Here is a 22,742-nt window from a genome sequence, read left to right on the forward strand (position 1 = left end):
CCCTAATGGTTTTGTTGCAGAAAATCTCATATTTCTATGTGATTATCAAGTTCTAGGTTTTTTACTTTGACAAAAGAATTTTGTTTGGCGTAAAAACCCTTTTAAATTCATATGAGGTGTATGAAATGAAATACGGGGCGACCAACCATCCTTTCCATCCCGTAACCAATGAGATACGATTTATTGCCTCTATGGGCTTTGATTATTTGGAACTTTGCTTGGATCCACCTAATTGCATTCCGGAAAAATTGTTTGATGATTGGAGAGAAATCAAGAATGTGCTGGACGGTGAGGGTCTTCAGCTTCCGGTTGTTCATCTTCCCACGTTTGTATGGCTCGCCGATATGTATCCGTCAATACGGGAGGCTTCATTGATGGAGATTTATAAAGCCCTGGACTTTACTAGGGAAATAGGTGTTCGGAAGGCTGTGCTTCATCCAGGGTACATCACAGGTTTACTCTCTTTCTCGCCAAATGTGGGGAAGATGTATGCACTTGAATCCTTGGATTTAATCATTAGGCGAGCTGAGGAGCTGGGTATCGTAATCTGTCTGGAAAATCTTTTCCCGAAGTTGGGGAATTTCCATCGGCCGGAGGAGTTTTCAGCAGTGCTTACAAAGTACCCGTCACTTATGGTGACGCTTGATCTAGGCCATGCCAGTTTACGTGCACCAAAAGAGCAGATTCAGTCATTTGTTTCCGCGGTGATGGGTAGAATTGGTCATGTGCATGTGGCCGACAATAACGGTCGCGATGATGAGCATTTGCCCATCGGTGTAGGGCGGGTGGATCTAGTTGGGGGATTGCGTGCCATTAAAGCTACAGGTTATGATGATACTTTAACGCTTGAAGTTTTTGCACCGGATAGGGAGTACCTAGGTATCTCTTTGCGAAAGGTTAAGAGTCTCTGGGAACAACTGTCGGTCTCCTGAGTACTGCGTGTAAACCTCGGGCCTTATACTCTTAAGAAAGGGCATTCTGGAACGAATTTCATCTACCTTGTTGAGGTCGATCGTTGTTGTTATGAATGTTTCAAATTCATCTCTGCTCTCAAATACGGTTTCTCCGAAGGGATCAATAATGGCAGAATGCCCGAAGAATGTTGCTTTTACACCGCCAAGCGTTTTTGTTCCAACCTGGTTTACCCCGACGACGTACATTTGATTTTCTATTGCCCTGGCTCGCAGAAGGATCTGCCAGTGCTCGAGTCGGGGATGGGGAAATGCTGCAGGTATGAGACACAGTTTAGCCCCCGACAGGGCGTAAATACGGAACATCTCAGGAAAGCGAAGATCGTAACACACGGCAAGACCAATCTTCCCCCACGGAGAGTGGGCGGTTACGAGTTTGTTTCCAGGAGTGAGGTATTTATCCTCACCAGCCAGAGGAAACAGATGCACTTTATGATAGACGCCTGCTGTCTTTCCACGGTTATCGAAGAGGTAAAAGGTGTTTGTCATGCCACCTGATTCATGTCTGCTGAGCAAAGATCCCCCGATCCAAATGTTGTTTTGTTTTGCAAGTTCCCCAATGCGGTCCACCATCTTTTGATGAGTGTCAACGAGGTCTTTTAAACTTTCCCAGTCAAAACCTGTGGTCCATAGTTCGGGAAAACAGATGAGTTGAACTCCTTTTTCTGAAGCTTTTCTTACGTATTCCTCGGCTTTACTCAGATTGGCAGAAGGAGAGCCACTTATGACATCCATCTGTACCAAGGCGATGGTGAGAGTTGAGTTGTCCATTGTCACAGAAAATGCCAATCTTGTCTCTAGCGGGAGACCACTAGTTTTAATAAACTGTTGTAATGTTGTCTTTCCTCTTCTATTATGGCATCTACTATGTGATGTTCGTGTTGTGGGACGAGCCTTTTAATTTCGTGATAGAAGAGTATGGAATCTAGTTCCCTTCGTAGGGCAAATTCTACAGCATCCGCTACGTTTTTGGGCACTTCATCTACCTTTTTGAAAACTATGTTGCCGTCGATAAAGTTGTGAAGATATGCATCGTACTCACCATCGTAAGTTTCAGGAGGGTTTACCTTTTCCATTGCGGCAAAGATCTTTCTAAATATTTTTTGATGATTTTTTTCTTCGTCCGCTAATCGGGCAAACAGCTTCTTAGTTTCTTCATCATTGGTCAGCTGGATAGCATAGCGGTAGAAGTTTTCCCCATTTTCTTCGATGCGAATGGCAAACTCTAAAATATCACTTCCCCTGAAAGTAGACATCTCTTCTCCTCCTTGGGTTTTATTACACAACGAGGATATACAGTAAAATTGTATGTAGATACAAGCTTTTTGTCGTAGATAGAGAGCTATTTCACTTTGGTCGTTTCTTTACGTATACTTTCACCGAAACTGAAGAGGGGGATCCATCTACGAGGGACACATGGGGAGGTAGCTTGAGAGGAACGTTGAGTACTACAGTTTCCGTAATTTTCGCAAGATCTATAGGTGTGGTGGTAATTTTTAAGTTCCGTTCTCTCATAAACCTCGGCATGATGACCCTAACGTGGGATGGATCGACCTTTATAGATGTTATTTTGACTCCTCTCGGGGGAGAATTTTTTTTGGCCACCTCAACACGTGCTGTATCGGTTATGAGTCGGGAGGCGGTAATTTTAATAGAGCTAGGCGATATGGTAACAATGGAAAGATTGGATGGTAGCCTTACGATGTCTTTGGATAGACCTATTACGTTGGTACCTTCCTTGAGGTGGGATAGATCTAAACTCACTTTTAGATGTTCCGGCGTGAGTAATTGAAAGGCCTGAGGTGGTCCCATAAGTCCTATCTTAACCTCCGAAGCCGGAGGTTCTTCAAGGACGAACTGCGGAGGGATATTTACAAAGTTGAGATATAATGTGTAATCTTTGAAAATGGTCTCTTTCTGATAACCGAAGAGGACCCAGAGGAAAGATGCCAAAACAAGCGCTATGAATTTTTCTTTTATGTTCTGTTTCCACAGGGTATCTGCAAAAGGTTTACGATGAACGAATTTCTCAATCAGATGGGACTCTATTATTTGCTTTAGATCTGTAAGATTTGTAATTTCTTCTAACGTCTCACCCCGGGCAATAGATATGGTACCCTTTTTTTCTGAGACTACTATACAGAGGGCGTCTGTTCTCTCTGCTAACCCAAGGGCTGCTGTATGACGGAGACCGAGATTTTTGCTTTGTTCACCCTGGCTGGCTAGGGGTAAATGACATCCAAAGGTGCTTACCCTATCCCCCTCGATTATAACGGCGCCGTCATGGCCGCTGGAGTGAGGATCGAAGATACTCTCCAATAGAGAGTGACTTACGAGTCCATTCAGTGGAATCCCTCCGCTTATGTGGCGTCCCAGGGGGTCGTTCCCACTTATGACGATCAAAGCTCCAACGTTCTTTTCTGCCATGTTGCTTACAGCAGAGGTGATTGCCTCAGCCACAGTGGCATATGGGGTAGTTTGGCTTATCTTTTTACCCATCTGGCCAATAAGACCCAGACGTTCGAAGAATCGCTTAAGATCCTCCTGGAATATGACGACAAGGACGAATAAAAAGATAGCAAAGAAACCCTGAAATATTAGGGTTGTGAGGTACAATTGCAAAAAACGGGCGATTCCGTAAATTAAGGCAACAACACTTATACCGATAAGTACCAGCCGGGTGGGTCTCTGTTTGAACCATGAGAGCAAAATGGATATAAGAGCCGCCACGATAATTATATCAACGATATCCTGAATACGAATATTGCGCAGTATGTACGCTATGTTAGACATTTCAAATTAAGCAATAACCTTGATTTTGTGTAAATTGGTCATTATAGTTTTTTTATGTACAACAAAACGTTAACAATTGCATTATCTCTTTCTCTCATTATTCATCTTTCTATACTTGGTGTTTCCTTTTTTGAAAGTAAGCCTGCTACAAAAGTTCTGGAGCGGAGCTCGATATTTGTAAATTTGTATGATGAAGGGGGACATGGAGCTGTGGTGGAAGGACATGACTCCAAAGATGTTTCGATATTGAATGCTGATGTTTCAATTGCTTTATTACCGAGTGATGTAAGTTATCGGGACTACATTTTGTCCGTGAAGAGACGTATAGAAGAGAGGTGGCTTTATTCAGGCTCTGCTTTCACACATGGCGAAAAGGGAGTGACCACTATTCGTTTTTCCATTTCATCTTCAGGAGATCTTGTAGATTACACTATCGTTTCATCCTCTGGTTTTCCCGTTCTGGATAGGACTGCTTTAGACGTAATTTGTTCTGCAGCCCCCTTTGGTCCATTCCCATCACATATTAAGATTTCCCAAATTAACGTTGTTGCGGAGTTTTATTATGGAATCTAGTGACATTATCGTAATGACTCACCTTTTGATTCTCCTGTGTAAAGTGCAATCAAACTTTCCAATCTCACGATCTGTTCTCTGAGGTCATTTTGTTCATCAAGACTCAGGGATTCTAATTGTTTTCTTTTCATTCGGAGCATTTCGACATAAGTAGCTAAATCTCTTAGGATTTTGTCCCAATCTACAGGAGGTATTAAGGCTGCTTCTTTCATTAGTTTGGGTGTTTCCCCTTTTACAAGTAACCACTCCTCTAATCGGTCTGGGATATACACTGGATAGTTGAACCTATCTCTGATAAGGTCCGCAAGTGCCTTCTGAGCTTGGTATTCACCGTGGATAAGAAACACTTGGAGGTTAGGTGATCGAAAGTGGCTCAGCCATTCGAGTAGTTGGCTCTGACCAGCATGGGCGGAGAAACCATTTATTGTGAAGATTTTTGCTTTAACTGCAATTTCCTCTCCAAAGATTCTTACCTTGCGGGCTCCATCTACTAGACGACGACCGATTGTGCCTTGGGCCTGGTAACCTACGAAGACTACACTTGCCCCTTCACGCCACAAATTGTGGCGAAGATGGTGTTTAATTCTACCTGCATCAGCCATGCCACTTGCTGATATTACGATGGAGGGTTTGTTTACACTGTTGATCTTTATGGATTCCTCTGTGGTTTTTGTAAATCTCAGCTGGGGTAGATGTAGGGGATCCTGTTTAACTTTGAGGATATTTTGGGCATCTTCGTCGAAATACTGAGTATATTGGTGGAATATCTCAGTGACCTTTATGGCGAGAGGGCTGTCAACGTAAACCATCATGTCTTCAGGCAAACGTCCATCCCGGTGGAGAAGGTGGAGACAATATATTATTTCTTGGGTTCTCTCCACGGCAAAGGCAGGGATAATAACCTTTTCTCCGTTTTTATAACTGTAATCGATAGCTTCGGCTAGTTCTTCTAGACTTTCCTGTTCGTTTTTATGGTCTCTGTTTCCGTATGTGGATTCCATGAACAAAAAGTCTCCTTTTTCCGGTGTGTAGGGGTCCTTAACTATAAGCTGTGCTGTTCTTCCGATGTCACCGGAGAATATTAGTTTTGTCGGGTTTGTGTTTCCTGTCATTTGGATTTCGACTAAGGCGGAGCCCAGTATATGACCGGAGTCCCTGAAGGTTACTTCTACACCGGGGTTGGGGTTGAAAGGATGGTCGTACTCCACATCTCTGATAAGTGTTATCGCTTTTTCTACATCGCCCTGGGTATATAGTGGCTCAACTTTTTCCTCCCCATGACGTTGTCTTTTTCGGTTTTTCCACTGGGTTTCTATTTCCTGGATGTGTGCGCTGTCGAGAAGCATAAGGTACATAAGATCCTTCGTGGGTGGAGTGCAGTAGACCGGTCCATTATATCCTTCGGACACGAGGCGGGGTAATAGCCCTGTGTGATACAGGTGAGCGTGGGTTACAAGAATGAAGTCTATTTCTTTAGGTTTATAAAGTTTGGTTTCACGGTTTCTAATATCGGCATCGCTGCCTCCTTGGTGAAGTCCACAATCGACGGCAAATCTTCCTTCGTGGTATTCGATCATGAAACAAGACCCAGTAACTTCTCTTGCTGCTCCTAGAAAGTGAACTTTCATCCTTGACCTCCAAAATAGTGATCTTTCCCATATGACATACAGTGGATAAAAAGCAACTGTGGATGTGGTCTAATCAGGTGTTTACAAGGACATTATCGGTATTAATTTATTTATTGAGGTGCGGAGGTAAATGCTGGATGCGTGACGAGGTTGTTGTTGCTTTTGAGAATGTGAGCAAGGTGTTCGGTAAAACGATAGCAGTTGATGGTGTTACTTTTACCGTAAGCAAAGGGGAGTGTTTTGGTATTTTGGGACCGAACGGTGCCGGCAAAACCTCTACAATTAGGATGATATACGGTTTATCACCTCTCAGCGGAGGCTCTTTAAAGGTATTCGGTATGGATGTCACGAGAGATATCCGTTCTGTAAAAAGGAGATTAGGAGTATGTCAGCAGGAAACGACTCTGGATCCAGACCTTACTGTGCTTGATAACCTTATAGTTTTTGCCCGTTACTTTGGTATTCCGAAGCGTGATGCTGTTCCTAGGGCAGAGGAATTATTGCATTTTATGGGTTTGGAGAGCAAGAGTCATGTGAAGGTGGGAGAGTTATCCGGGGGTATGATCCGGAGGTTGATGTTGGCGAGAGCCCTGATCAATGATCCGGAACTTCTCATTCTCGACGAACCGACGATTGGTCTCGATCCTCAGTCGAGAAATCAGGTTTGGGATAAGTTAATGGATTTAAGACTCAACGGGTTAACGATCCTTTTGACGACCCATTACATGGAGGAAGCGGCTAAACTATGTGACCGCATTATAATAATGGATAGAGGTAAGATTCTGGTCGAGGGAAGTCCTGAATTACTTGTAAAAGAATACATTGGTACTCACGTGCTGGAGATCACCGATGCTCCTTATGTGTTGAGAGATTATCTACATCATTCGAGTGTACCCTATGAAGAGTTTGGTCATCGTCTGGTTGTCTACGGGAAAAATTTGGAGCGTATATACGGAGAGATCAGTGGAATTGTTCGTGGAAACGGTTGTGTGCTCCGCATGGCCAATCTTGAGGATGTTTTTTTGAAAATGACGGGTAGGAGTTTGAAAGATTGATCGCGGGAGTTTTCAGGGTTTGGTTACGTAACTGGGAAGTTCACAAGGCAACCTGGAAGATCAATTTTTTGGTGCCTCTCTTGGAACCCATTTTTTATCTGGTGGCATTTGGTGTAGGATTAAACGCTCTTGTTGGAGAAGTGAACCTTTATGGCCAGAAAGTGTCGTACTTTACCTTTGTCGCTACGGCTATCCTAGGTATAAACATTATGAACTATGCTTTTTTCGAAAACACCTATTCGTCTTTTGTTCGCATGTATTACCAGAAAACCTTTGATGCCATGATTGCAACACCCCTAACTCCTGAAGAAATTATCACAGGAGAAATTGTTTGGGGAGCAACCAAGTCGCTTATGGCAACAGTGGTCGTTATGTTCGTACTGAGCCTGTTTGATCTTATCCGTTATCCCCATGGGCTTATGGTTATTCCCCTTGCGGTTATTGGCGGTTTGGCATTTGGTAGTATAGGTATGTTTTTCACTGCGTTTGTTCGACACATCGATTCTTTCAACTTGCCTTACTTTTTGTTCATTACCCCGATGTATCTATTCAGTGGTACTTTTTTTCCCTTAGATGTTTTGCCTTTGTGGATGCAGATTTTGGCTTTTTTCCTACCTCTCACGCATCTGGTTAACATGATAAGGGAGTTCTGTTATGGGAGTCTGGGTAGTGGTGTGCTATTAGGTATTGGTTATTTTTCCCTCTGTATACTTGTTTTTTATGCCTTTGCCCTACGAAAGATGAAGAATCGATTGCTACGGTAAAATGTCAACTACCTTGAAGAGTCAATGTACTCTACGATCTTTTCTGCTATTGTTTTGACTATGTGCTCGAATTTTGTTTCGTCTTTTTCTAGCAATGTCATTCTGAATCCCCTAAGAGAGGTAAAAAAGGAGGTTAATGGCACAACGCAGATCCCCGTGGAAGCTAGTAAATAGTAAACAAATCGTTTGTCCTGTTCAATTTTCTGACTAACAAGGGAGTTCACAAAATCTTTGATTTCTGGATGTTCAATGGGCAGTGTCTGTCTATCATTGAGGAACGCTTCGTTGAATACTACTGTCATGTAAAACGCACCGTTTGGTTTGTTGACTATAATACCGGGCACATCTTTAAGTATATTGTACGCTATATTGGAGAGCCTTTCGTAGTGCTTGACCCTTTCTTGGAGGTATTTGTTGTATTCGGGGTGTTGCATAATTTTGGGAATGGAAATCTGCGGGAGCGTGGTTGAGCATACCTCTGCCATTTTTTGCTTCAGTATTATGTCTATATAACGGTCAAAAGTTTCGTCCCTTTTTGCGTTATAAACTTCTATCCATCCACATCGAGCTCCAGGCCATGGGAATTCCTTGGATATACCTTTCATGCTGAAGCCAGGGACATCCTCAATGACGTCTGAGAGAGGTAACGTTTCTTTCCCATTGTAAACCATATTTATGTATGTCTCATCAAATATCAGAAAAAGATCGTATTCTTTTGCTATGCGCACTATTTCCCTCAAGATTTCAGGAGGATACACAAAACCTGTGGGATTGTCAGGGTTAATTACGAGAATACCAACTATTGAATGATGACTTTTCACCTTTTGTTCCAATTCCCTGAGGTCTGGGGACCAGTTGCTGTATGGATTCATTCGATAAGTGTTAGGTGGAAAGGATGCGTGTAGTACCTCCGCAAGAAAATGGGTAGAATATGTTGGTTCCGGAACTATTATACGGGCGTCCACGCGTATTGCGCTGTATATTCTTGCAATAGCATCGCCGAGGCCGTTGAAGAATATTATGTCGTCTCTTGTGATTTGAACCTTTCCCCGTCTATTGACCATTTCCACAAGGAAATCTCGGGTTTCGTCAACACCTTGTGTGGGTGAGTAGGCGAAGGATTTGTCGTCTTTTATTATGTCGATGATTATCTCTTTCATCCAGTCTGGTATACGTTCGCCTTTGAGTACGGGATCGCCTATATTTTCCCAGTGGACTTCTATCCCATACTCTTCCATTTTTTTTGCAATATTCACTATATTTCTAATTTCGTATGTAAGACCTGTTCCAGCTCGCGCTATATCGAAACGCATTTTTTTGACTTAACCCTCCGTATTGCGTAGTTTAAATGTGCTTCATTTATTATAATCTTACTTAAATATCCAGAGTTTTTTGAATTTTCAAGTATTGACGGGTAAAAGCGAATCTCTTATAGGTTGAAAATTGAGATTGGATTTAAAGAGACTGAGCGTGAAATGGTTTTTGGTGAAGAGTGAAAATGATGTTCTAATTTTTCTTGAGGAAATCACAAAGCACCCAGCCGTTGGTATTGATACTGAGTACGACTCTTTTCGTTATTTTCGGGAAAAACTCTGCCTTATACAGATAAGTACCGGTGAAAAGACATTTATATTTGATCCTCTTGGTGATTTAGATCTTTCCTTTCTCGGTGATATATTTTATAAAAAGGGCATTGTTAAGGTCGTGCACGCAGGTGACAATGATATTCGTTACCTGAAACGGGATTACAATTTCAAGTTTACCAGCATATTTGATACATACCATGCAGCTTCAATTCTTGGTTATAGGAACCTTTCGCTCGAGCGGTTGGTTCAAGAGGTTTTGGGTTACGAAATAAAGAAGAACAGAAGAATACAGAGATCCCGTTGGGACCTAAGACCTCTCAAGCATCACCAAATAGAGTACGCTGTTCAGGATACTGTTTTTCTTCTTCCTCTTTATGAGAGGTTAAGTGAGATCCTCGTGGAAAAGAAGTTGTTTAAGAAGGCACAGAATGTTTTCGCGGCGATTAGTGATGCAGAATGGCAGGAAAAGAGATTTTCAGCAAGAGGGTATAATTGCGTACGGGGTTTTGATAAACTTGATGTTGCTGGCAGGGAGAAATTAGAAAAACTATACAGATGGCGTTTTTACAAGGCGAAGGAGACTAACAAGGCTATTTTTATGGTTATGACCGATTCGGAGCTATTGCGGCTTGCTCAGAATGACTGTAAAAGTTTACATTCCCTTTGCAGCATTCTTCCACGCCGGAAAGTTTCCATGTACGGTACTGAGTTGCTAGGTCTTCTAAAAGGTTAACGCATCATAGAGGGTAGGTAAAGGGCAATCTGAGGAAAAATAATAAGAAGAACTGTCAAGATAAGCTGGGCTGTAAGCATTATACATGCACCTCTGAATATAATACCCAGAGGTACATCTCTCGCGACACTTGCCACTACGTATACGTTGATACCTACGGGTGGTGTTAGAACTCCCATTTCGGTTACTACAACGATTATAACGCCGAACCAGATAGGATCGTATCCGAGGGTTGTGATAATAGGAAAGAATAGTGGAACGGTGAGCATGATCATAGCCAAGGAGTCCATAAGGCATCCCATGATGAGGTATATAAATATTATTGCACCAACGATCATCCAAGGTGGCAATGGTAGATGGGCAACCCATTCTCCTATCTTCATGGGTATAGTTGTAACAGCCAAAAAGTGACCAAAAATGGTTGCCCCTGCTACGATTACTAAAATCATACAGGAGATTCTTGTGGTTTCTTCGAGAGCTACAAGCAGTTTTTCCCACGTGATGTTTTTTCTTAGCGTTGCAGATAAAAGAGTGGTAAAGGCACCCACTGCGGCTGCTTCTGTGGGTGTGAAAAATCCCAGGAACAATCCTCCCATAACGATAAGAAAGATAACAAGTGTTTCCAGTAAGCCTTTTAATTGGGCTATACGTACTTTCCAGCTAACCGGGGGTGCCTGCATACACATGTCGGGTTGAAGGCGAGTCCAGATGACTATCACAAAAATGAAAAGCAGCGAGAGAAGGATTCCAGGCAGTATACCCGCCATGAATAGTTTTCCCACTGACTGTTCTGTCATAATTCCGTATATGATGAAAATTGTACTAGGTGGAATGAGAATCCCCAGACTGCCACCAGCAGCAACGACACCAGTGGCAAGTGCTGCATCGTATCTATACTTTTTCATCTGGGGCAATGCGACGGACGCCATCGTTGCAGCTGTAGCACTTGTGGATCCACAAATGGCTGAAAAACCGGCACAAGCTCCGATAGTTGCGATTGCCAGACCTCCTCGGAGATGTCCTAGAAAGGCGTGAGCTGTTTGAAAAAGTCTGCTACTTATTCCTGCGTGATGGGCAACCTGTCCCATCAGTATAAAAAGTGGTACTACAGTAATGTTGTAAGAGCTAAAAACTGAAAAGAAATCTCTCACTGCCATACCGAGCGCTGCGTCCTTTCCTACGATCAGGGAGAAGCCAGCTATACCTACAATGGCCATAACAAATCCCACGGGAATTCTGAGTAGCATGAGGACAATGAGCGCCGCAATGCCAGTTAAGCCTATTTCTACAGGTGTCACTTGAGGAGCCTCCGAAATGACCGCAGACTTTCTTGAAGAAAGACTAATGTTGTCATTGCAAACCCCGCTGCAATACCAAAGACCATTGGCGAAATGGGTATTCCTAAAGTTAACGATACTTCCTGGCTATTTTTGAGTTCCATTGCATAGATAAAACATTCTTTTGCCAGAAGTGTGAAGAGAACTGTAGATAGAAGTGCATTAATTCCCTCAAGGAAGATCTGTAATCTCTGGGGAAGTCGGGAAACAAATATTTCCACAGTGATATGTCCTTTTTCGATGGAGGTATAAGACAGGGAGAAGGAAGCCATAAATGCGCCGGCAAACCCAGCGAGTTCATAAGCGCCGGGTATTGGTCGATTGAATAGACGAAGCAGAACATCGGCGCACGTGATTATCATCATAAAAAGTACTGCTAAGCAGCCGAGGTAATTCACCCAGATTGACACGATTCTCGTTCCCCTAGAAAAACGATGCACTTCCCTGTCTCCCTGTCTTTATAATTCCGGGTCTGATTTATTTCTTTTTACTAAATTTTTTTATTAGGGTTTCCGTTTCTCTCACCGCTTTTGCACCAGGTAATCCCTTTGTTTCAGCACCCTTGATGTACTCATTGATTACGCTCTTTACAGCATTCTGCCAGCGCTTACCTTCAGTGCTTGATAGAGGTATTATCTTGTTTCCTAGGTTGAGACTGTATTCCTTCCCTTCTCTATCTAGGTTGTCCCATGTTTGCCCATGTACATCTATCCAACGGGAACTCACCTCCTCAAAGATCTTTTGGATATCTTGAGGCAGAGCATCCCATTTTTTCTTGTTCATTACTACAAACATGGTTGTTGTGTAACCGACTATAGGGCAGTCCGTTGTGTATTTTATCACTTCTGCCTGTTTCCAACCTTTCAGCACTTCGATGGGGCCAAAAGTTCCGTCTACAATACCCTTTTGTAAGGCTTCGTATGTTGATCCTTGTGGCATCGCCACCGGAACTGCGCCAAGAGCACTCACGATTTTGGCACTTAACCCCGTTGAGCGGATCTTCATGCCTTTCAAATCTTCAAGCCTGTGGACAGGTTTGTTTGTGTGGAGAAGCCCAGGTCCATGGGCGTGTAAATAAAGAACCTTTACGTCCTGTAGCTCTTTAGGTTGGAATTTTTTGTAAAACTCGTTGGCGACACGCGTCGCCACCAGACCGTTTGGGTATCCGAGTGGCAGGTCAAGAACTTCCAAAAGAGGGAACCTCCCCCTTGTGTAGGCGAAACAGGACATGCCAATATCGGAGATTCCTTTAACTACACCGTCGTATACCTGATCTGCAGGTGTAAGTGTTCCACCGGCGAATATGTTTATTTTTACTCTATCACCAGAGAGTCTTTCGATTTCCTTTGCCCAAGCTTCAGCTGCTTTTGTATGTCCGTGGGTAGGGGGGAAAAAGATACTGTATGAGAGGGTTATGGTAGCCCATGAGAAACTAGTGAATGTCAACAACAAAAGAGAAAACGTTAACGTAAAGAAGATTTTCTTCATCTCTATCCTCCTAACTTTTTTAAAAGGGCGAACTTATACGAATGTTTACTTGCTTTGCCTCCTTTAACTGTTTACGGAACTTTCTACCGAACTTGCCTGCTGGTCCATTTCGGAAATGGACAGCAGGCATCAATACATATACGTACTGGACATGAATGCAGAGATGTGCAGGTTAATTGGAGTTGAATTTCTCATCATGACAAATATTTCGTAAAGAATTTTGCTTCACCTGTCAAGGGTTATTTGAACTTAATTTCTTAGTTTCTTCCCTTAGACGCTCTAATTCTTCACGGTACCTCTCCGCTTCCGCTTTTATGGTTTCAATTTCTTCCCTGGCTTTTTCCAGTTTCTCTTCCTGTTTTCTTCTCTCTTCCCTTATCTGTTCCTGGAGGTCATCGTAACCTACGTAGATGGCAAGAATGCCCCCTAAAATCATCATCACCGGTAATGCTCCTTTGATTATAGTTATGAAGTCGCCCCACCAGATAACCATTCCTATGATCCCCAATACGGTTGCTATAAAACCTCCTACAATGAGAGGCATGAAAGGAACCTCCTCTGTTTTGGGATTCAAAATTTTCGCTAAGAACATAACAAAATCTTTGTTTGCCGACAATGATAAAAGTTTTGAAAAAAAGCTTGATAAAAACTTTTTATTCTTTTAAAGTATTACATTTAACGGGTGATTGAATATGTCAATTTATGGTGATGTTCCTAAATTTTCTGGACCTGATACGCTGATCCCAGTTGTAGTGCAGGATGCCAAAACATCTGAAGTACTTATGTTAGCCTATATGAATGAGGAAGCGTGGAAGATTACCCAGAGAACACTCCGAGCCACTTTCTGGAGTCGTTCCCGTAAGAAATTATGGACGAAAGGAGAAACTTCCGGTAACTATCAAATAGTTAAGGAGATCAGGTTAGACTGTGATGCTGATGCAATTTTACTAAAAGTGGAGCAACTGGGTGGTGCGGCATGTCATACGGGATATCGGAGTTGCTTTCACAGAAAGTGGAATGGGGAGAGATGGGTGATTGAGGAGGAAAAGGTTTTCGACCCGGAGAAGGTTTACGGTCAAGATTCTGAATCAAAGTGAGCTTGAAATCAATGGTTTACTTATGGAGCAGAAGATACTTAAATTGGGTATTCCTAAGGGGAGTTTAGAAACTGCGACAGTTGATCTTTTCCGGAAGGCGGGGTGGGTAATTTCTTACGATAGTAGAAGTTACTTTCCCGAGGTTGACGACGAGGAGCTTAGTTGCACCCTTGTGAGGGCTCAGGAGATGTCCCGTTACGTGGAGAATGGGACTTTGGACGCTGGACTTACGGGAAAGGATTGGATCCTGGAGAACGGCTCGGATGTGGTGGTCGTGGAGGACCTGGTTTATTCGAAAACTTCCAGAAGGCAGGCCAGATGGGTGGTGGTGGTACGTGAGGATTCTGAAATAAGGAGTATAGAGGATCTGGCGGGCAAAAAAATCTGCACGGAGCTTGTTAATTTTACTAGGAGGTACTTTGCCGAGAGAAATATTCCTGTGAATGTAGAGTTCTCGTGGGGAGCCACAGAGGCAAAAGTGGCCGAAGGGCTAGTGGATGCTATCGTGGAAGTGACAGAAACAGGGTCAACGATTAGGGCAAATAAGTTGAGAATTGTTCACGAGATTATGAAAACGAACACTCAACTCATAGCCAATAAACGATCCTGGAATGATCCCTGGAAGAGGAAAAAGATAGAACAGATCAGGATGCTTCTTGTGGGTTCGCTTATGGCAATGGGCAAGGTAGGGCTTAAAATGAATGTGGCGAAAGAAAATCTAGGACGGGTTGTATTACTCCTTCCCTCTCTGAGAGCCCCTACTATTTCTAGTCTCTATACAGAAGGATGGTATGCGGTGGAAACCGTTGTAGATGCTGCTATAGTTCGAGATCTTATTCCATTACTCAGAGAAGCAGGTGCGGAAGGGATCATTGAGTATACTCTGAACAAAGTCGTTTGAAGAGAGGTTAAGCACTCTTGCGGATAGCTAAAATAAGTCGCAAAACAAAAGAAACAACGGTTTCGGTGGAAGTGAATCTAGATGGATCGGGGAAGGTGGAAATTGATACTCCAATACCGTTCCTGAATCATATGCTTACCCTTTTTGCCTTTCACGGCCTTTTTGACTTAAAGGTGAATGGTGAAGGGGATACGATGGTGGATGACCATCACCTCGTTGAGGATATAGGTATATGTTTGGGGTCAGCATTCAAAGAGGCTCTTGGTAAAAAGGAGAATATTGAACGATACGGTTTTTCCGTAGTTCCGATGGATGAAACTTTGTGCAGTGTAGCGGTGGATGTTTCGGGGCGTCCGTGTCTAGTGTATCGTGTGAAGTTGGGAAAGGAGAGAGTGGGATCTTTTGACCCCGGATTGGTAAGGGAGTTCTTAAAGGCTTTTTCTGACCATTGTGCAATTACAATGCATGTGAATCTGGCATATGGCAGAAATAACCATCATATGCTGGAAGCGGTGTTCAAAGCTTTTGCTAGAGCTATGCGCGAGGCAGTTGCTCGACAGAGACGCATTAAAGGTGTAATGTCCACAAAGGGTTCTCTTTAGGTTTTAATTTTGGATGCAGCGAGATCATTTCATAATTTTCTTGTTTTGCCTTTCGGTTGTTGGTGTGGTTTCCTGTTCGCATTTCTCTGGTGTGATGCCCTCCTCTAAGGAAGAGACTTATCTTAGGCGAGTTGCTGTTTTGCCTTTCAAGGATTTAACGCTGGAAATGGTTGGTTCTAATGTTGTACAGAAAGGTGTGCCCTTGAGTAGTTTTATTAAAGAGGAATCTCCGGATTCGCCTGCAGGAGTTGTTCAGCAATTGGTGTTTGAGCGCCTGAGAGAAATGGCGGGGCTCGATCTCATTTCACCGGATAGGGCGGGTGGTATCGTTGAACAAGTTGTGTCCACTTCGCTGAAAGCCACACTCAAAGATGCAGTTATAGCTATTGGTAAAGAGTTGGAGGCAGATGCTGTTCTTGTGGGTTATGTTTACCGTTTTAGAGAGAGAAAAGGTTTTGATTATTCGGTGGAAAAACCGGCATCAGTGGCCTTTGAGCTTCAACTTTTTGATTGTAGGAATGGTAGCATCATATGGAAGAGTGGTTTTGACAAGACCCAGACCTCTCTGTTTGAAGATATTATGCAAGTTAGGCGTTTCATAAGGGATAAGGGTAGATGGGTGACCGTCCGTGAATTATCATCGGAGGGGGTTGAGGAAGTACTAAAAAAGTTTCCCTTAAAACCATGATTGTAATACCGGCTATTGACATTAAAGATGGACGGTGTGTTCGTTTGAAGCAGGGAGATTTTGCACATGTGACGGTGTACAGTGAAGATCCTGTGGGTGTGGCGATTCACTGGGTTGAGAAAGGTGCCGAACGATTGCACGTCGTTGATCTCGACGGTTCTCTCCAGGGACTTCCCGTCAACAAAGATGTGATAAAGCGTATAGTAAAAGCTGTCAAAGTCCCTGTGCAGGTTGGTGGTGGGATTCGTAATTTAGACATTATTGATGAATACATAGGTTCGGGTGTAAGATGGGTTATTTTGGGAAGTGCTGCTCTTCAGAACATGGATTTTGTTCGCGAAGCATGTAGTTGTTTTCCCGGTCGCATCATTTTGGGGGTAGATGCACGAGATGGTTATGTCGCCATATCGGGGTGGAAGGAGGTCACCGGTATTACACCCCTTGAATTGGTGAAACGGTTCGAGCGTTTTGCTGTGGCAGCAGTGATATACACAGATATTTTGCGGGATGGGATGAGAACTGGTGTCAATGTTGAAGCTACGCGAGCATTAGCGCAAGCGACTAATCTACCCATCATTGCATCGGGTGGCGTTTCGGGTTTGGAGGATATTGAACATCTTTTACCCCTTGAAAGGGATGGTGTTATTGGGGTAATCACAGGGAAGGCTCTGTATGCAGGGGATTTGGATTTAAAAGAGGCGATTAAAATGGCTAAACAATTCAAGGGTTGAAGGAGGTAGCGTGATGCAGGACTGTATTTTCTGTAGAATTGTGAGGAATGAGATACCTTCCTCGCGTGTTTATGAGGATGAGAAAGTATTGGCGTTTGATGATATCCATCCTGTGGCGCCAGTGCATGTAATTCTAATTCCCAAAGAGCATATACCCACCCTAATGGATGTGGGGCAGGAGCACATGCCAATAATGGCTGCAATGATTAATGCGATTCAAGAAGTTGCATGCCGGAAGGGAGTAGATGAGAGGGGGTTTCGAACGGTTATAAACTGTAAATCAGAAGGGGGACAGGTAATTTTACATCTACATGTTCACATTATAGGTGGACGTAGGTTACAGGATGGCATGGGCTGAAACCTAACGCTGTTGACAATATACTTTTCGCAACTAAAATAATTAAAAGGTGTATGTATGAGTGTCAAGGAGCAGATAGAAAAGGAGACAATAAGTGCGGCTAAAAACAGGGATGCGGTTAGACTTTCCACACTTCGTATGATCAAAGCAGCCATTCATAATAAAGAAATTGATTTGCGCCGTGAGTTAAACGACGGAGAAGTTTTCCAGGTGCTTGGTTCTTTGGTTAAACAGCGGAAAGATGCCATAGAACAGTTTGAGAAAGGCGGTCGAAATGATTTGGCTGACAAAGAAAGGCAGGAGTTATCCATTATTCAGTCCTTTATGCCTGCGCAGATGTCGGAGGCGGAGTTGAGAGAGGCTATTGAAAAGGCCATTTTGGATACGGGGGCGAAAGGACCAAAGGATATGGGTAAGGTAATGAAGGTGCTTATGCCTGTTGTGAGTGGAAGGGTGGATGGTAAAACGGTTAGTGAAATGGTAAAAGCAATGTTGACCACTTAGAATAATCTACACCAAAAAGGTGAAGATTTGAAGGGGCGAATCCCCGATAGCATTTTGGAAGAGGTAAGGAACAGGGTAAACATAGAGGATGTTGTATCCCCTTATGTTACTCTGAAAAAAGCAGGAAAGAATCTCGTAGGACTGTGTCCGTTTCACAGGGAGAATAAACCCTCTTTTACAGTAAATCCTGAAAAACAGATATTTTACTGTTTTGGCTGCGGAGAAGGCGGTGATGCTATAAATTTTTTAATGAGAGTAAACGGTGTATCATTCACAGAAGCCATTCGAGAATTGGCACGGATCACAGGTGTGGTGTTACCTGACGCACGGATATCAACTCTGTATCGTGAGGGTGTAGAATCAAAAAAGGAGGTTCTTTTGAGGGTCAATGCCCTAGCAGAAGGATTTTACGTCAAGATGCTTTTCTCGAATAGTGGGAGTGAGGCTAGACGTTACTTAAAAGGACGGGGGATAACAGAGGAAGCGGTAAAAGCTTTTGGTTTAGGTTACAGCCCTGATACATGGGGAAGTCTTAGAGACTTCATGAAGACAAGGGAGATTCCCCTTTCCTTTGTGGAAGAGGCTGGTTTGATATTGAGGAGTGAAAAACTAGGTTATTACGATAGATTTCGTGGCAGAGTGATGTTTCCCATAAAAGGTGCAGCGGGGAAAACGCTGGCTTTTGGAGGGAGGATTATAAAGGAGGGTGATCCCAAATATCTCAATTCTCCTGAAACTCTCATTTATAGAAAAGGTGAAGTTCTGTATGGTTTTTGGGCAAATAGGGAAGATATCCGTAAAGAAGGTTTTGCCATTGTGGTTGAGGGATATTTGGATCTTCTTTCTCTGTGGTGTGCTGGTGTGAGAAATGTGGTGTCAACTCTGGGTACAGCTTTAACACCTCATCAGGTTTACCTGCTTCAGCGTTATACACCGGAAGTGGCTCTTGTTTTTGATTCTGATGAGGCAGGGCGTAGGGCATTGTCCCGAGGCATAGGTATTTTAATGTCAAAAGGGATTAAATGTCGAGCTATCACCCTTCCCGATGGGTATGATCCTGATGAGTTTGTTCGCCACTTTGGGCCAAGCGAATTTACTGGTCTTATCAGTAAGGCGAAACCCGCTATGGAGTATTATTTGGAGACGAGTGTGGGGTCTACTTACACCACTCAGGAGTTCATGGGGCGTTTGAGGGAGGCAATACGATTTGTAGCTGAGATGGAGAATCCTCTGGATAGAAGGATTTTTGTACGGCGCATCGCAGAATATGTTGGTATTGATGAGAATTTGCTTGCAGATGAGGTGGATGTTCTACTTAGAAGCAAGTTTGAAGGTAAAGCTGAAGAGGGTGAGAGTTTCGCGTCTCTTCCTGTCAGATTGGAGATAGATCTCATAAAGGTGATTGTCGAGCATCCGGATAAAGTAGAATACATAACTAAGACGGGTGCGGTCCGGTACTTTGAGAATGACGAGCTGAGAGAGCTTGTGAGATATTTGGAGGATCAAAAGGCAAAGGGTTACAGTGTTTCTGTCAGTGATGTCCTCTATAGAATTTACGATGAGAACTTGCGTAGTATGTGTATAAAAAGGTTGATGGAACCTTTACTTTGCGATGGTGAAAAATTAGACAGATTAATTGCAGATGTGATTGTAAAGCTAAAGAGTAAGTGGTATCGCAAGCAGCATCAACAGCTAAGAATCGCTATAGCTAGAGCTGAGGAATCCGGAGACGAAGAGCGGTGTAGGGAGCTTCTTTTAAAGAAACAGTCTCTAATTGAGGAAGAGAAGACTATAAAAGAATCGTTGGGAAGGTAACATATGCGTAAAGAAGAACACTCCGAGGAGCTAAAAAAGCTAATATCTTTGGGGGAAGAAAAAGGTTTTTTAACGTACGATGATATAAACGATTTTTTGCCTGCGGATGATCCTATATCCCCGGATCAGATGGATGACATTATTTCCCTTTTCGGAGAGAAAGATATAGAGATCATCGACGGGGATAAGGGAGAGAGGCTTGTTGTAAAGAAGGTCTCAGATGATCTGCTCTCCTCGAAAGATGAGGAGGAGGAGGATATCCTGGGTTTGCTTCCCCTTACTGGTAGGGCTGGGGATCCGGTGAAGATGTATCTCCGAGAAATGGGTATGGTTTCGCTCCTCAGTCGTGAAGGAGAAGTGGAGATAGCCAAGCAGATAGAGGAAGGTGTTCGCGAGGTTATGGATTCAGTATTCAGTGTTTCTTTGTGCGTTAGAGGTGTTATAGACATTGGTGAGCGCTTGCGGACTGGTGAGCTCAGGATCAGAGGAGTGGTGGAGAATCTGGAGGACGACGAAGGTTTTGTTGAGGAGGAGATCCATCGTGAGAGAGTGCTAAAGCTTATCGATAAGGTCAAGGTACTTCACGAGAAAAATGAAGCGTTAAGGAAAAAGTTGCAAGACAGAAGACTTGGAAAGAATGAGCGCCAAGAGCTAAGGAAGGAACTAGAACGAAACACAAAAACAATTGTGCGTCACTGCCGTAAAGTAAAGTTCAGTAAGAAACAGATTGAGCGTTTTGTGACTGCGTTGAAAAAGTTGCGTGATGAAGTTGAATCGGCGGAAAAGGAGATTCAAAGCTGGAAAGATAATATTGGTTTATCGCTGACTAAAATGGCGTATGTGTGGAATGTGATAAGGGTGGAACCTCATAAAGCGGAAAAGGTAGCAGAGGAATTAGGTACATCACTGGAAAGGCTTATGGCTGCGGAAAAAGCTGTAAAGGAAGCTAACAAAAAGCTCAAACAGATTAGGGAACATACAGGCATGCCTGCGGTGACATTTAAAAAGGTTGTAACAACAGTGATTAACGGCGAGGCTAAAGCGGAACAGGCTAAGAAAAGACTCGTGGAAGCCAATCTGAGACTTGTGGTGAGTATTGCTAAAAAGTATACGAATAGGGGGCTCCAGTTCTTAGATTTGATTCAGGAAGGTAATATAGGTTTAATGAAGGCTGTGGACAAGTTTGAGTATCAAAGGGGCTATAAGTTTTCCACTTATGCGACCTGGTGGATACGTCAGGCAATAACTAGGGCAATTGCTGATCAGGCCCGCACGATCCGGATACCCGTGCATATGATTGAAACTATAAACAAATTAATAAGGACTTCCAGATACCTCGTCCAGGAGCTGGGGAGGGAACCAACTCCGGAGGAGATTGCAAGTAAAATGGAATTTCCCCTGGATAAAGTAAGGAAAGTGCTCAAAATCGCAAAGGAACCAATATCGCTGGAGACACCTATAGGTGAAGAAGAGGATAGTCATCTCGGAGATTTTATTGAGGACAAGAAGATACTCTCGCCTTCGGATGCTACAATTAGTATGGATCTGGCTGAGCAAACAAGAAAGATTCTGGCCACTCTAACCCCCAGGGAGGAGAAGGTGCTCAGGATGCGCTTTGGCATAAGTGAAAGGGTAGATTTCGACGAGGAAGAGTCCGAAGAACATAAAGATCGCGATGTAAGTTCCAATGTAAGACCCACGAGGAAAAGATAGTTTATTTTGCTTATTGACAAGTGAATATATAGGGTATTAAAATGAATTTATATGTGAAGGGCCCATAGCTCAATTGGTAGAGCCACCGGCTCATAACCGGAAGGTCCCTGGTTCGAATCCAGGTGGGCCCATCATGATCTGAGTGGATCAAGGGAGGTGACCCGTATATTTATCAACTGGGGAGGTAGACAGGACGAGGATAGCTCGTGTGTTATGAATAAGTGTGCGGGCCTTTCCTGCCAAAAAATGCACCAATAAACGGTGCATTTTTTGTTTCATCTGATTTTTGTTCGGGGGATGTGAACATTGGGTGCAAAGTTGAACTTACTCATAGAATTACAGAAAATTGACACAGCTATTGTGCAAGCTAATCTCAAGAAGAAGGAACTTCCCTCTGCGATAGCGAAATTGGACGAGCAGTACAGAGAGGAAGAAAAGCAGCTAAAAGGGCATAGGTCCTATTTGGACGAGCTGTTTAAAAAGCATCGTTCTCTTGAGGAGGAGCTGAAAAGGGGGATGGAAAACCTCAGGCGTACTAAGGCACGGTTGTTCGAAGTGAAGACAAACAAAGAATATCAAGCTATGTTGAAGGAGATAGAAACGATTGAGAAAAAGAATGAACAGTTGGAAGAGGATATAATTCTTCTTCTCGATGAGATAGACGAAAAGAAGAAGTTTCTTAAAGAGAGGGAATCGCGGTTTGCACAACACAAAGAAATTTATGAGAGAAAAAGAGCTGAGTTGGTTAGAGAGATGGATTCCATTGGTGATGAATTAAGGACGTATAGAGAACAAGGGGATGCTCTGAGGAAGCAGCTTAGTTCAGAGATCCTTAGGAAGTATGATCAATTAAGGGCTTTAAACAACGGTATTGCCGTTGTTTCAGTCTGGAAAGAGATCTGCGGTGGTTGTCATATGAATATCCCTCCCCAACTTTACAACGATCTTATGACAAACAAGGATGAAATTTTTTTCTGTCCCCATTGCAATCGGATAATTTTCTGGTACAATCATAACGAAAAGGGTATCTGAGCAGATCGGATGGTCGCTCCTCCATTTCACGGGAGGGGAGGAAAGTCCGAGCTCCGCAGGGCAGGATGGTCGCTAACGGCGACTGGGGGTGACCTCAGGAAAGTGCCACAGAAAATATACCGCCCAGCATTAGCGGGGTAAGGGTGAAAAGGTGAGGTAAGAGCTCACCGCTTCTCTGGTGACAGGGAAGGCACGGCAAACCCCATCCGGAGCAAGACCAAATAGGAGAACGCTTGAGGATGGCCCGTCCGATGTTCTCGGGTAGGTCGCTTGAGGCGGCGGGTAACCGTCGTCCCAGAGAAATGATCATCACCCCGGCGGGTTTATCTTTCCGCCGGGGTACAGAACTCGGCTTACAGATCGGCTCAGGTAC

At 43.5% G+C, this 22,742-nt stretch carries 24 protein-coding genes, 1 tRNA gene and 1 other RNA gene; 17 read left to right on the plus strand and 9 right to left on the minus strand.

Annotation, left to right across the window (positions count from 1 at the left end):
* The first annotated feature begins 125 nt into the window (after positions 1–125).
* The gene (locus N2317_05440) at positions 126–932 is read left to right on the plus strand and encodes a sugar phosphate isomerase/epimerase (protein ID MCX7816933.1); all 807 of its coding nucleotides are present in this window, start codon (positions 126–128) and stop codon (positions 930–932) included.
* On the opposite strand, the gene N2317_05445 is transcribed toward N2317_05440, so the two are convergent.
* From N2317_05445 to N2317_05455, 3 genes are all read right to left on the minus strand, one after another.
* Positions 876–1,760, minus strand: coding sequence for a carbon-nitrogen family hydrolase (locus tag N2317_05445; GenBank protein MCX7816934.1), 885 nt, complete (start codon positions 1,758–1,760; stop codon positions 876–878). The two genes, N2317_05440 and N2317_05445, sit on opposite strands and share 57 nt — an antisense overlap.
* A gap of 8 nt (positions 1,761–1,768) precedes the next feature.
* Positions 1,769–2,227 (minus strand): ferritin family protein, encoded by a 459-nt coding sequence (locus N2317_05450; GenBank protein MCX7816935.1) that lies wholly within the window; start codon positions 2,225–2,227, stop codon positions 1,769–1,771.
* 91 nt (positions 2,228–2,318) lie between these two features.
* The gene (locus N2317_05455) at positions 2,319–3,764 is read right to left on the minus strand and encodes a diadenylate cyclase (GenBank protein ID MCX7816936.1); all 1,446 of its coding nucleotides are present in this window, start codon (positions 3,762–3,764) and stop codon (positions 2,319–2,321) included.
* Positions 3,765–3,818: 54 nt separating this feature from the next.
* Between N2317_05455 and N2317_05460 the strand changes: the two genes are divergently transcribed.
* A complete protein-coding gene (locus tag N2317_05460; GenBank protein ID MCX7816937.1) occupies positions 3,819–4,337 on the plus strand; it encodes an energy transducer TonB in 519 nt (172 codons plus the stop codon).
* A gap of 5 nt (positions 4,338–4,342) precedes the next feature.
* On the opposite strand, the gene N2317_05465 is transcribed toward N2317_05460, so the two are convergent.
* On the minus strand, positions 4,343–5,965 hold the full coding sequence (locus N2317_05465) for an MBL fold metallo-hydrolase (protein ID MCX7816938.1): 1,623 nt from the start codon (positions 5,963–5,965) through the stop codon (positions 4,343–4,345).
* Between the two features lie 137 nt (positions 5,966–6,102).
* On the opposite strand from N2317_05465, the gene N2317_05470 reads away from it, so the two are divergent.
* Positions 6,103–7,020, plus strand: a complete 918-nt coding sequence (locus N2317_05470; protein ID MCX7816939.1) for an ABC transporter ATP-binding protein — start codon at positions 6,103–6,105, stop codon at positions 7,018–7,020.
* On the plus strand, positions 7,017–7,784 hold the full coding sequence (locus N2317_05475) for an ABC transporter permease (protein ID MCX7816940.1): 768 nt from the start codon (positions 7,017–7,019) through the stop codon (positions 7,782–7,784). Before N2317_05470 ends, N2317_05475 begins: the two co-directional genes overlap by 4 nt.
* An 8-nt stretch (positions 7,785–7,792) precedes the next feature.
* On the opposite strand, the gene N2317_05480 is transcribed toward N2317_05475, so the two are convergent.
* Complete coding sequence (locus tag N2317_05480) at positions 7,793–9,097, minus strand: pyridoxal phosphate-dependent aminotransferase (protein ID MCX7816941.1); 1,305 nt, start codon at positions 9,095–9,097, stop codon at positions 7,793–7,795.
* Positions 9,098–9,254: 157 nt separating this feature from the next.
* Between N2317_05480 and N2317_05485 the strand changes: the two genes are divergently transcribed.
* Positions 9,255–10,103 carry a ribonuclease D gene (locus N2317_05485; GenBank protein ID MCX7816942.1) on the plus strand — a complete coding sequence of 283 codons (849 nt, stop codon included), beginning with the start codon at positions 9,255–9,257 and terminating at the stop codon, positions 10,101–10,103.
* Here the strand turns inward: N2317_05485 and N2317_05490 are convergent.
* The 4 genes from N2317_05490 to N2317_05505 all read right to left on the minus strand — a co-directional run bounded on the left by N2317_05490 (position 10,100) and on the right by N2317_05505 (position 13,472).
* Positions 10,100–11,401: a TRAP transporter large permease gene (locus tag N2317_05490; protein MCX7816943.1), complete on the minus strand. Its 1,302-nt coding sequence runs from the start codon at positions 11,399–11,401 to the stop codon at positions 10,100–10,102. The two genes, N2317_05485 and N2317_05490, sit on opposite strands and share 4 nt — an antisense overlap.
* On the minus strand, positions 11,398–11,805 hold the full coding sequence (locus N2317_05495; GenBank protein MCX7816944.1) for a TRAP transporter small permease: 408 nt from the start codon (positions 11,803–11,805) through the stop codon (positions 11,398–11,400). The genes N2317_05490 and N2317_05495 overlap by 4 nt, the downstream gene beginning before the upstream one ends.
* A 112-nt stretch (positions 11,806–11,917) precedes the next feature.
* Positions 11,918–12,928, minus strand: a complete 1,011-nt coding sequence (locus N2317_05500; GenBank protein ID MCX7816945.1) for a TRAP transporter substrate-binding protein — start codon at positions 12,926–12,928, stop codon at positions 11,918–11,920.
* A 232-nt stretch (positions 12,929–13,160) separates the two neighbouring features.
* Positions 13,161–13,472, minus strand: a complete 312-nt coding sequence (locus tag N2317_05505; GenBank protein MCX7816946.1) for a hypothetical protein — start codon at positions 13,470–13,472, stop codon at positions 13,161–13,163.
* A 148-nt stretch (positions 13,473–13,620) separates the two neighbouring features.
* On the opposite strand from N2317_05505, the gene hisI reads away from it, so the two are divergent.
* The 12 genes from hisI to rnpB all read left to right on the plus strand — a co-directional run bounded on the left by hisI (position 13,621) and on the right by rnpB (position 22,741).
* The gene (hisI, locus tag N2317_05510; GenBank protein ID MCX7816947.1) at positions 13,621–14,025 is read left to right on the plus strand and encodes a phosphoribosyl-AMP cyclohydrolase; all 405 of its coding nucleotides are present in this window, start codon (positions 13,621–13,623) and stop codon (positions 14,023–14,025) included.
* 22 nt (positions 14,026–14,047) lie between these two features.
* The gene (hisG, locus tag N2317_05515) at positions 14,048–14,926 is read left to right on the plus strand and encodes an ATP phosphoribosyltransferase (protein ID MCX7816948.1); all 879 of its coding nucleotides are present in this window, start codon (positions 14,048–14,050) and stop codon (positions 14,924–14,926) included.
* Positions 14,927–14,943: 17 nt separating this feature from the next.
* Positions 14,944–15,528, plus strand: coding sequence for an imidazoleglycerol-phosphate dehydratase HisB (gene hisB, locus N2317_05520; GenBank protein ID MCX7816949.1), 585 nt, complete (start codon positions 14,944–14,946; stop codon positions 15,526–15,528).
* 94 nt (positions 15,529–15,622) lie between these two features.
* The gene (locus N2317_05525; GenBank protein ID MCX7816950.1) at positions 15,623–16,216 is read left to right on the plus strand and encodes a hypothetical protein; all 594 of its coding nucleotides are present in this window, start codon (positions 15,623–15,625) and stop codon (positions 16,214–16,216) included.
* Positions 16,213–16,947 (plus strand): 1-(5-phosphoribosyl)-5-[(5-phosphoribosylamino)methylideneamino]imidazole-4-carboxamide isomerase, encoded by a 735-nt coding sequence (gene hisA / locus N2317_05530; protein ID MCX7816951.1) that lies wholly within the window; start codon positions 16,213–16,215, stop codon positions 16,945–16,947. The genes N2317_05525 and hisA overlap by 4 nt, the downstream gene beginning before the upstream one ends.
* A gap of 13 nt (positions 16,948–16,960) precedes the next feature.
* Positions 16,961–17,305: a histidine triad nucleotide-binding protein gene (locus tag N2317_05535; GenBank protein ID MCX7816952.1), complete on the plus strand. Its 345-nt coding sequence runs from the start codon at positions 16,961–16,963 to the stop codon at positions 17,303–17,305.
* A gap of 57 nt (positions 17,306–17,362) precedes the next feature.
* On the plus strand, positions 17,363–17,809 hold the full coding sequence (locus tag N2317_05540) for a GatB/YqeY domain-containing protein (protein MCX7816953.1): 447 nt from the start codon (positions 17,363–17,365) through the stop codon (positions 17,807–17,809).
* A 27-nt stretch (positions 17,810–17,836) separates the two neighbouring features.
* Positions 17,837–19,624, plus strand: coding sequence for a DNA primase (gene dnaG, locus N2317_05545; protein MCX7816954.1), 1,788 nt, complete (start codon positions 17,837–17,839; stop codon positions 19,622–19,624).
* Positions 19,625–19,627: 3 nt separating this feature from the next.
* On the plus strand, positions 19,628–21,337 hold the full coding sequence (rpoD, locus tag N2317_05550; protein ID MCX7816955.1) for an RNA polymerase sigma factor RpoD: 1,710 nt from the start codon (positions 19,628–19,630) through the stop codon (positions 21,335–21,337).
* Between the two features lie 58 nt (positions 21,338–21,395).
* Positions 21,396–21,468: transfer RNA gene (locus tag N2317_05555), tRNA-Ile, on the plus strand.
* Positions 21,469–21,643: 175 nt separating this feature from the next.
* A complete protein-coding gene (locus tag N2317_05560) occupies positions 21,644–22,369 on the plus strand; it encodes a C4-type zinc ribbon domain-containing protein (protein ID MCX7816956.1) in 726 nt (241 codons plus the stop codon).
* Positions 22,367–22,741: RNase P RNA component class A (gene rnpB / locus N2317_05565), an RNA gene on the plus strand. Before N2317_05560 ends, rnpB begins: the two co-directional genes overlap by 3 nt.
* Position 22,742 lies beyond the last annotated feature (1 nt).

The organism is Syntrophales bacterium (genome assembly GCA_026417625.1).
In the GTDB taxonomy this organism is placed as follows: Bacteria; Desulfobacterota; Syntrophia; order Syntrophales; family UBA8958; genus JAOACW01.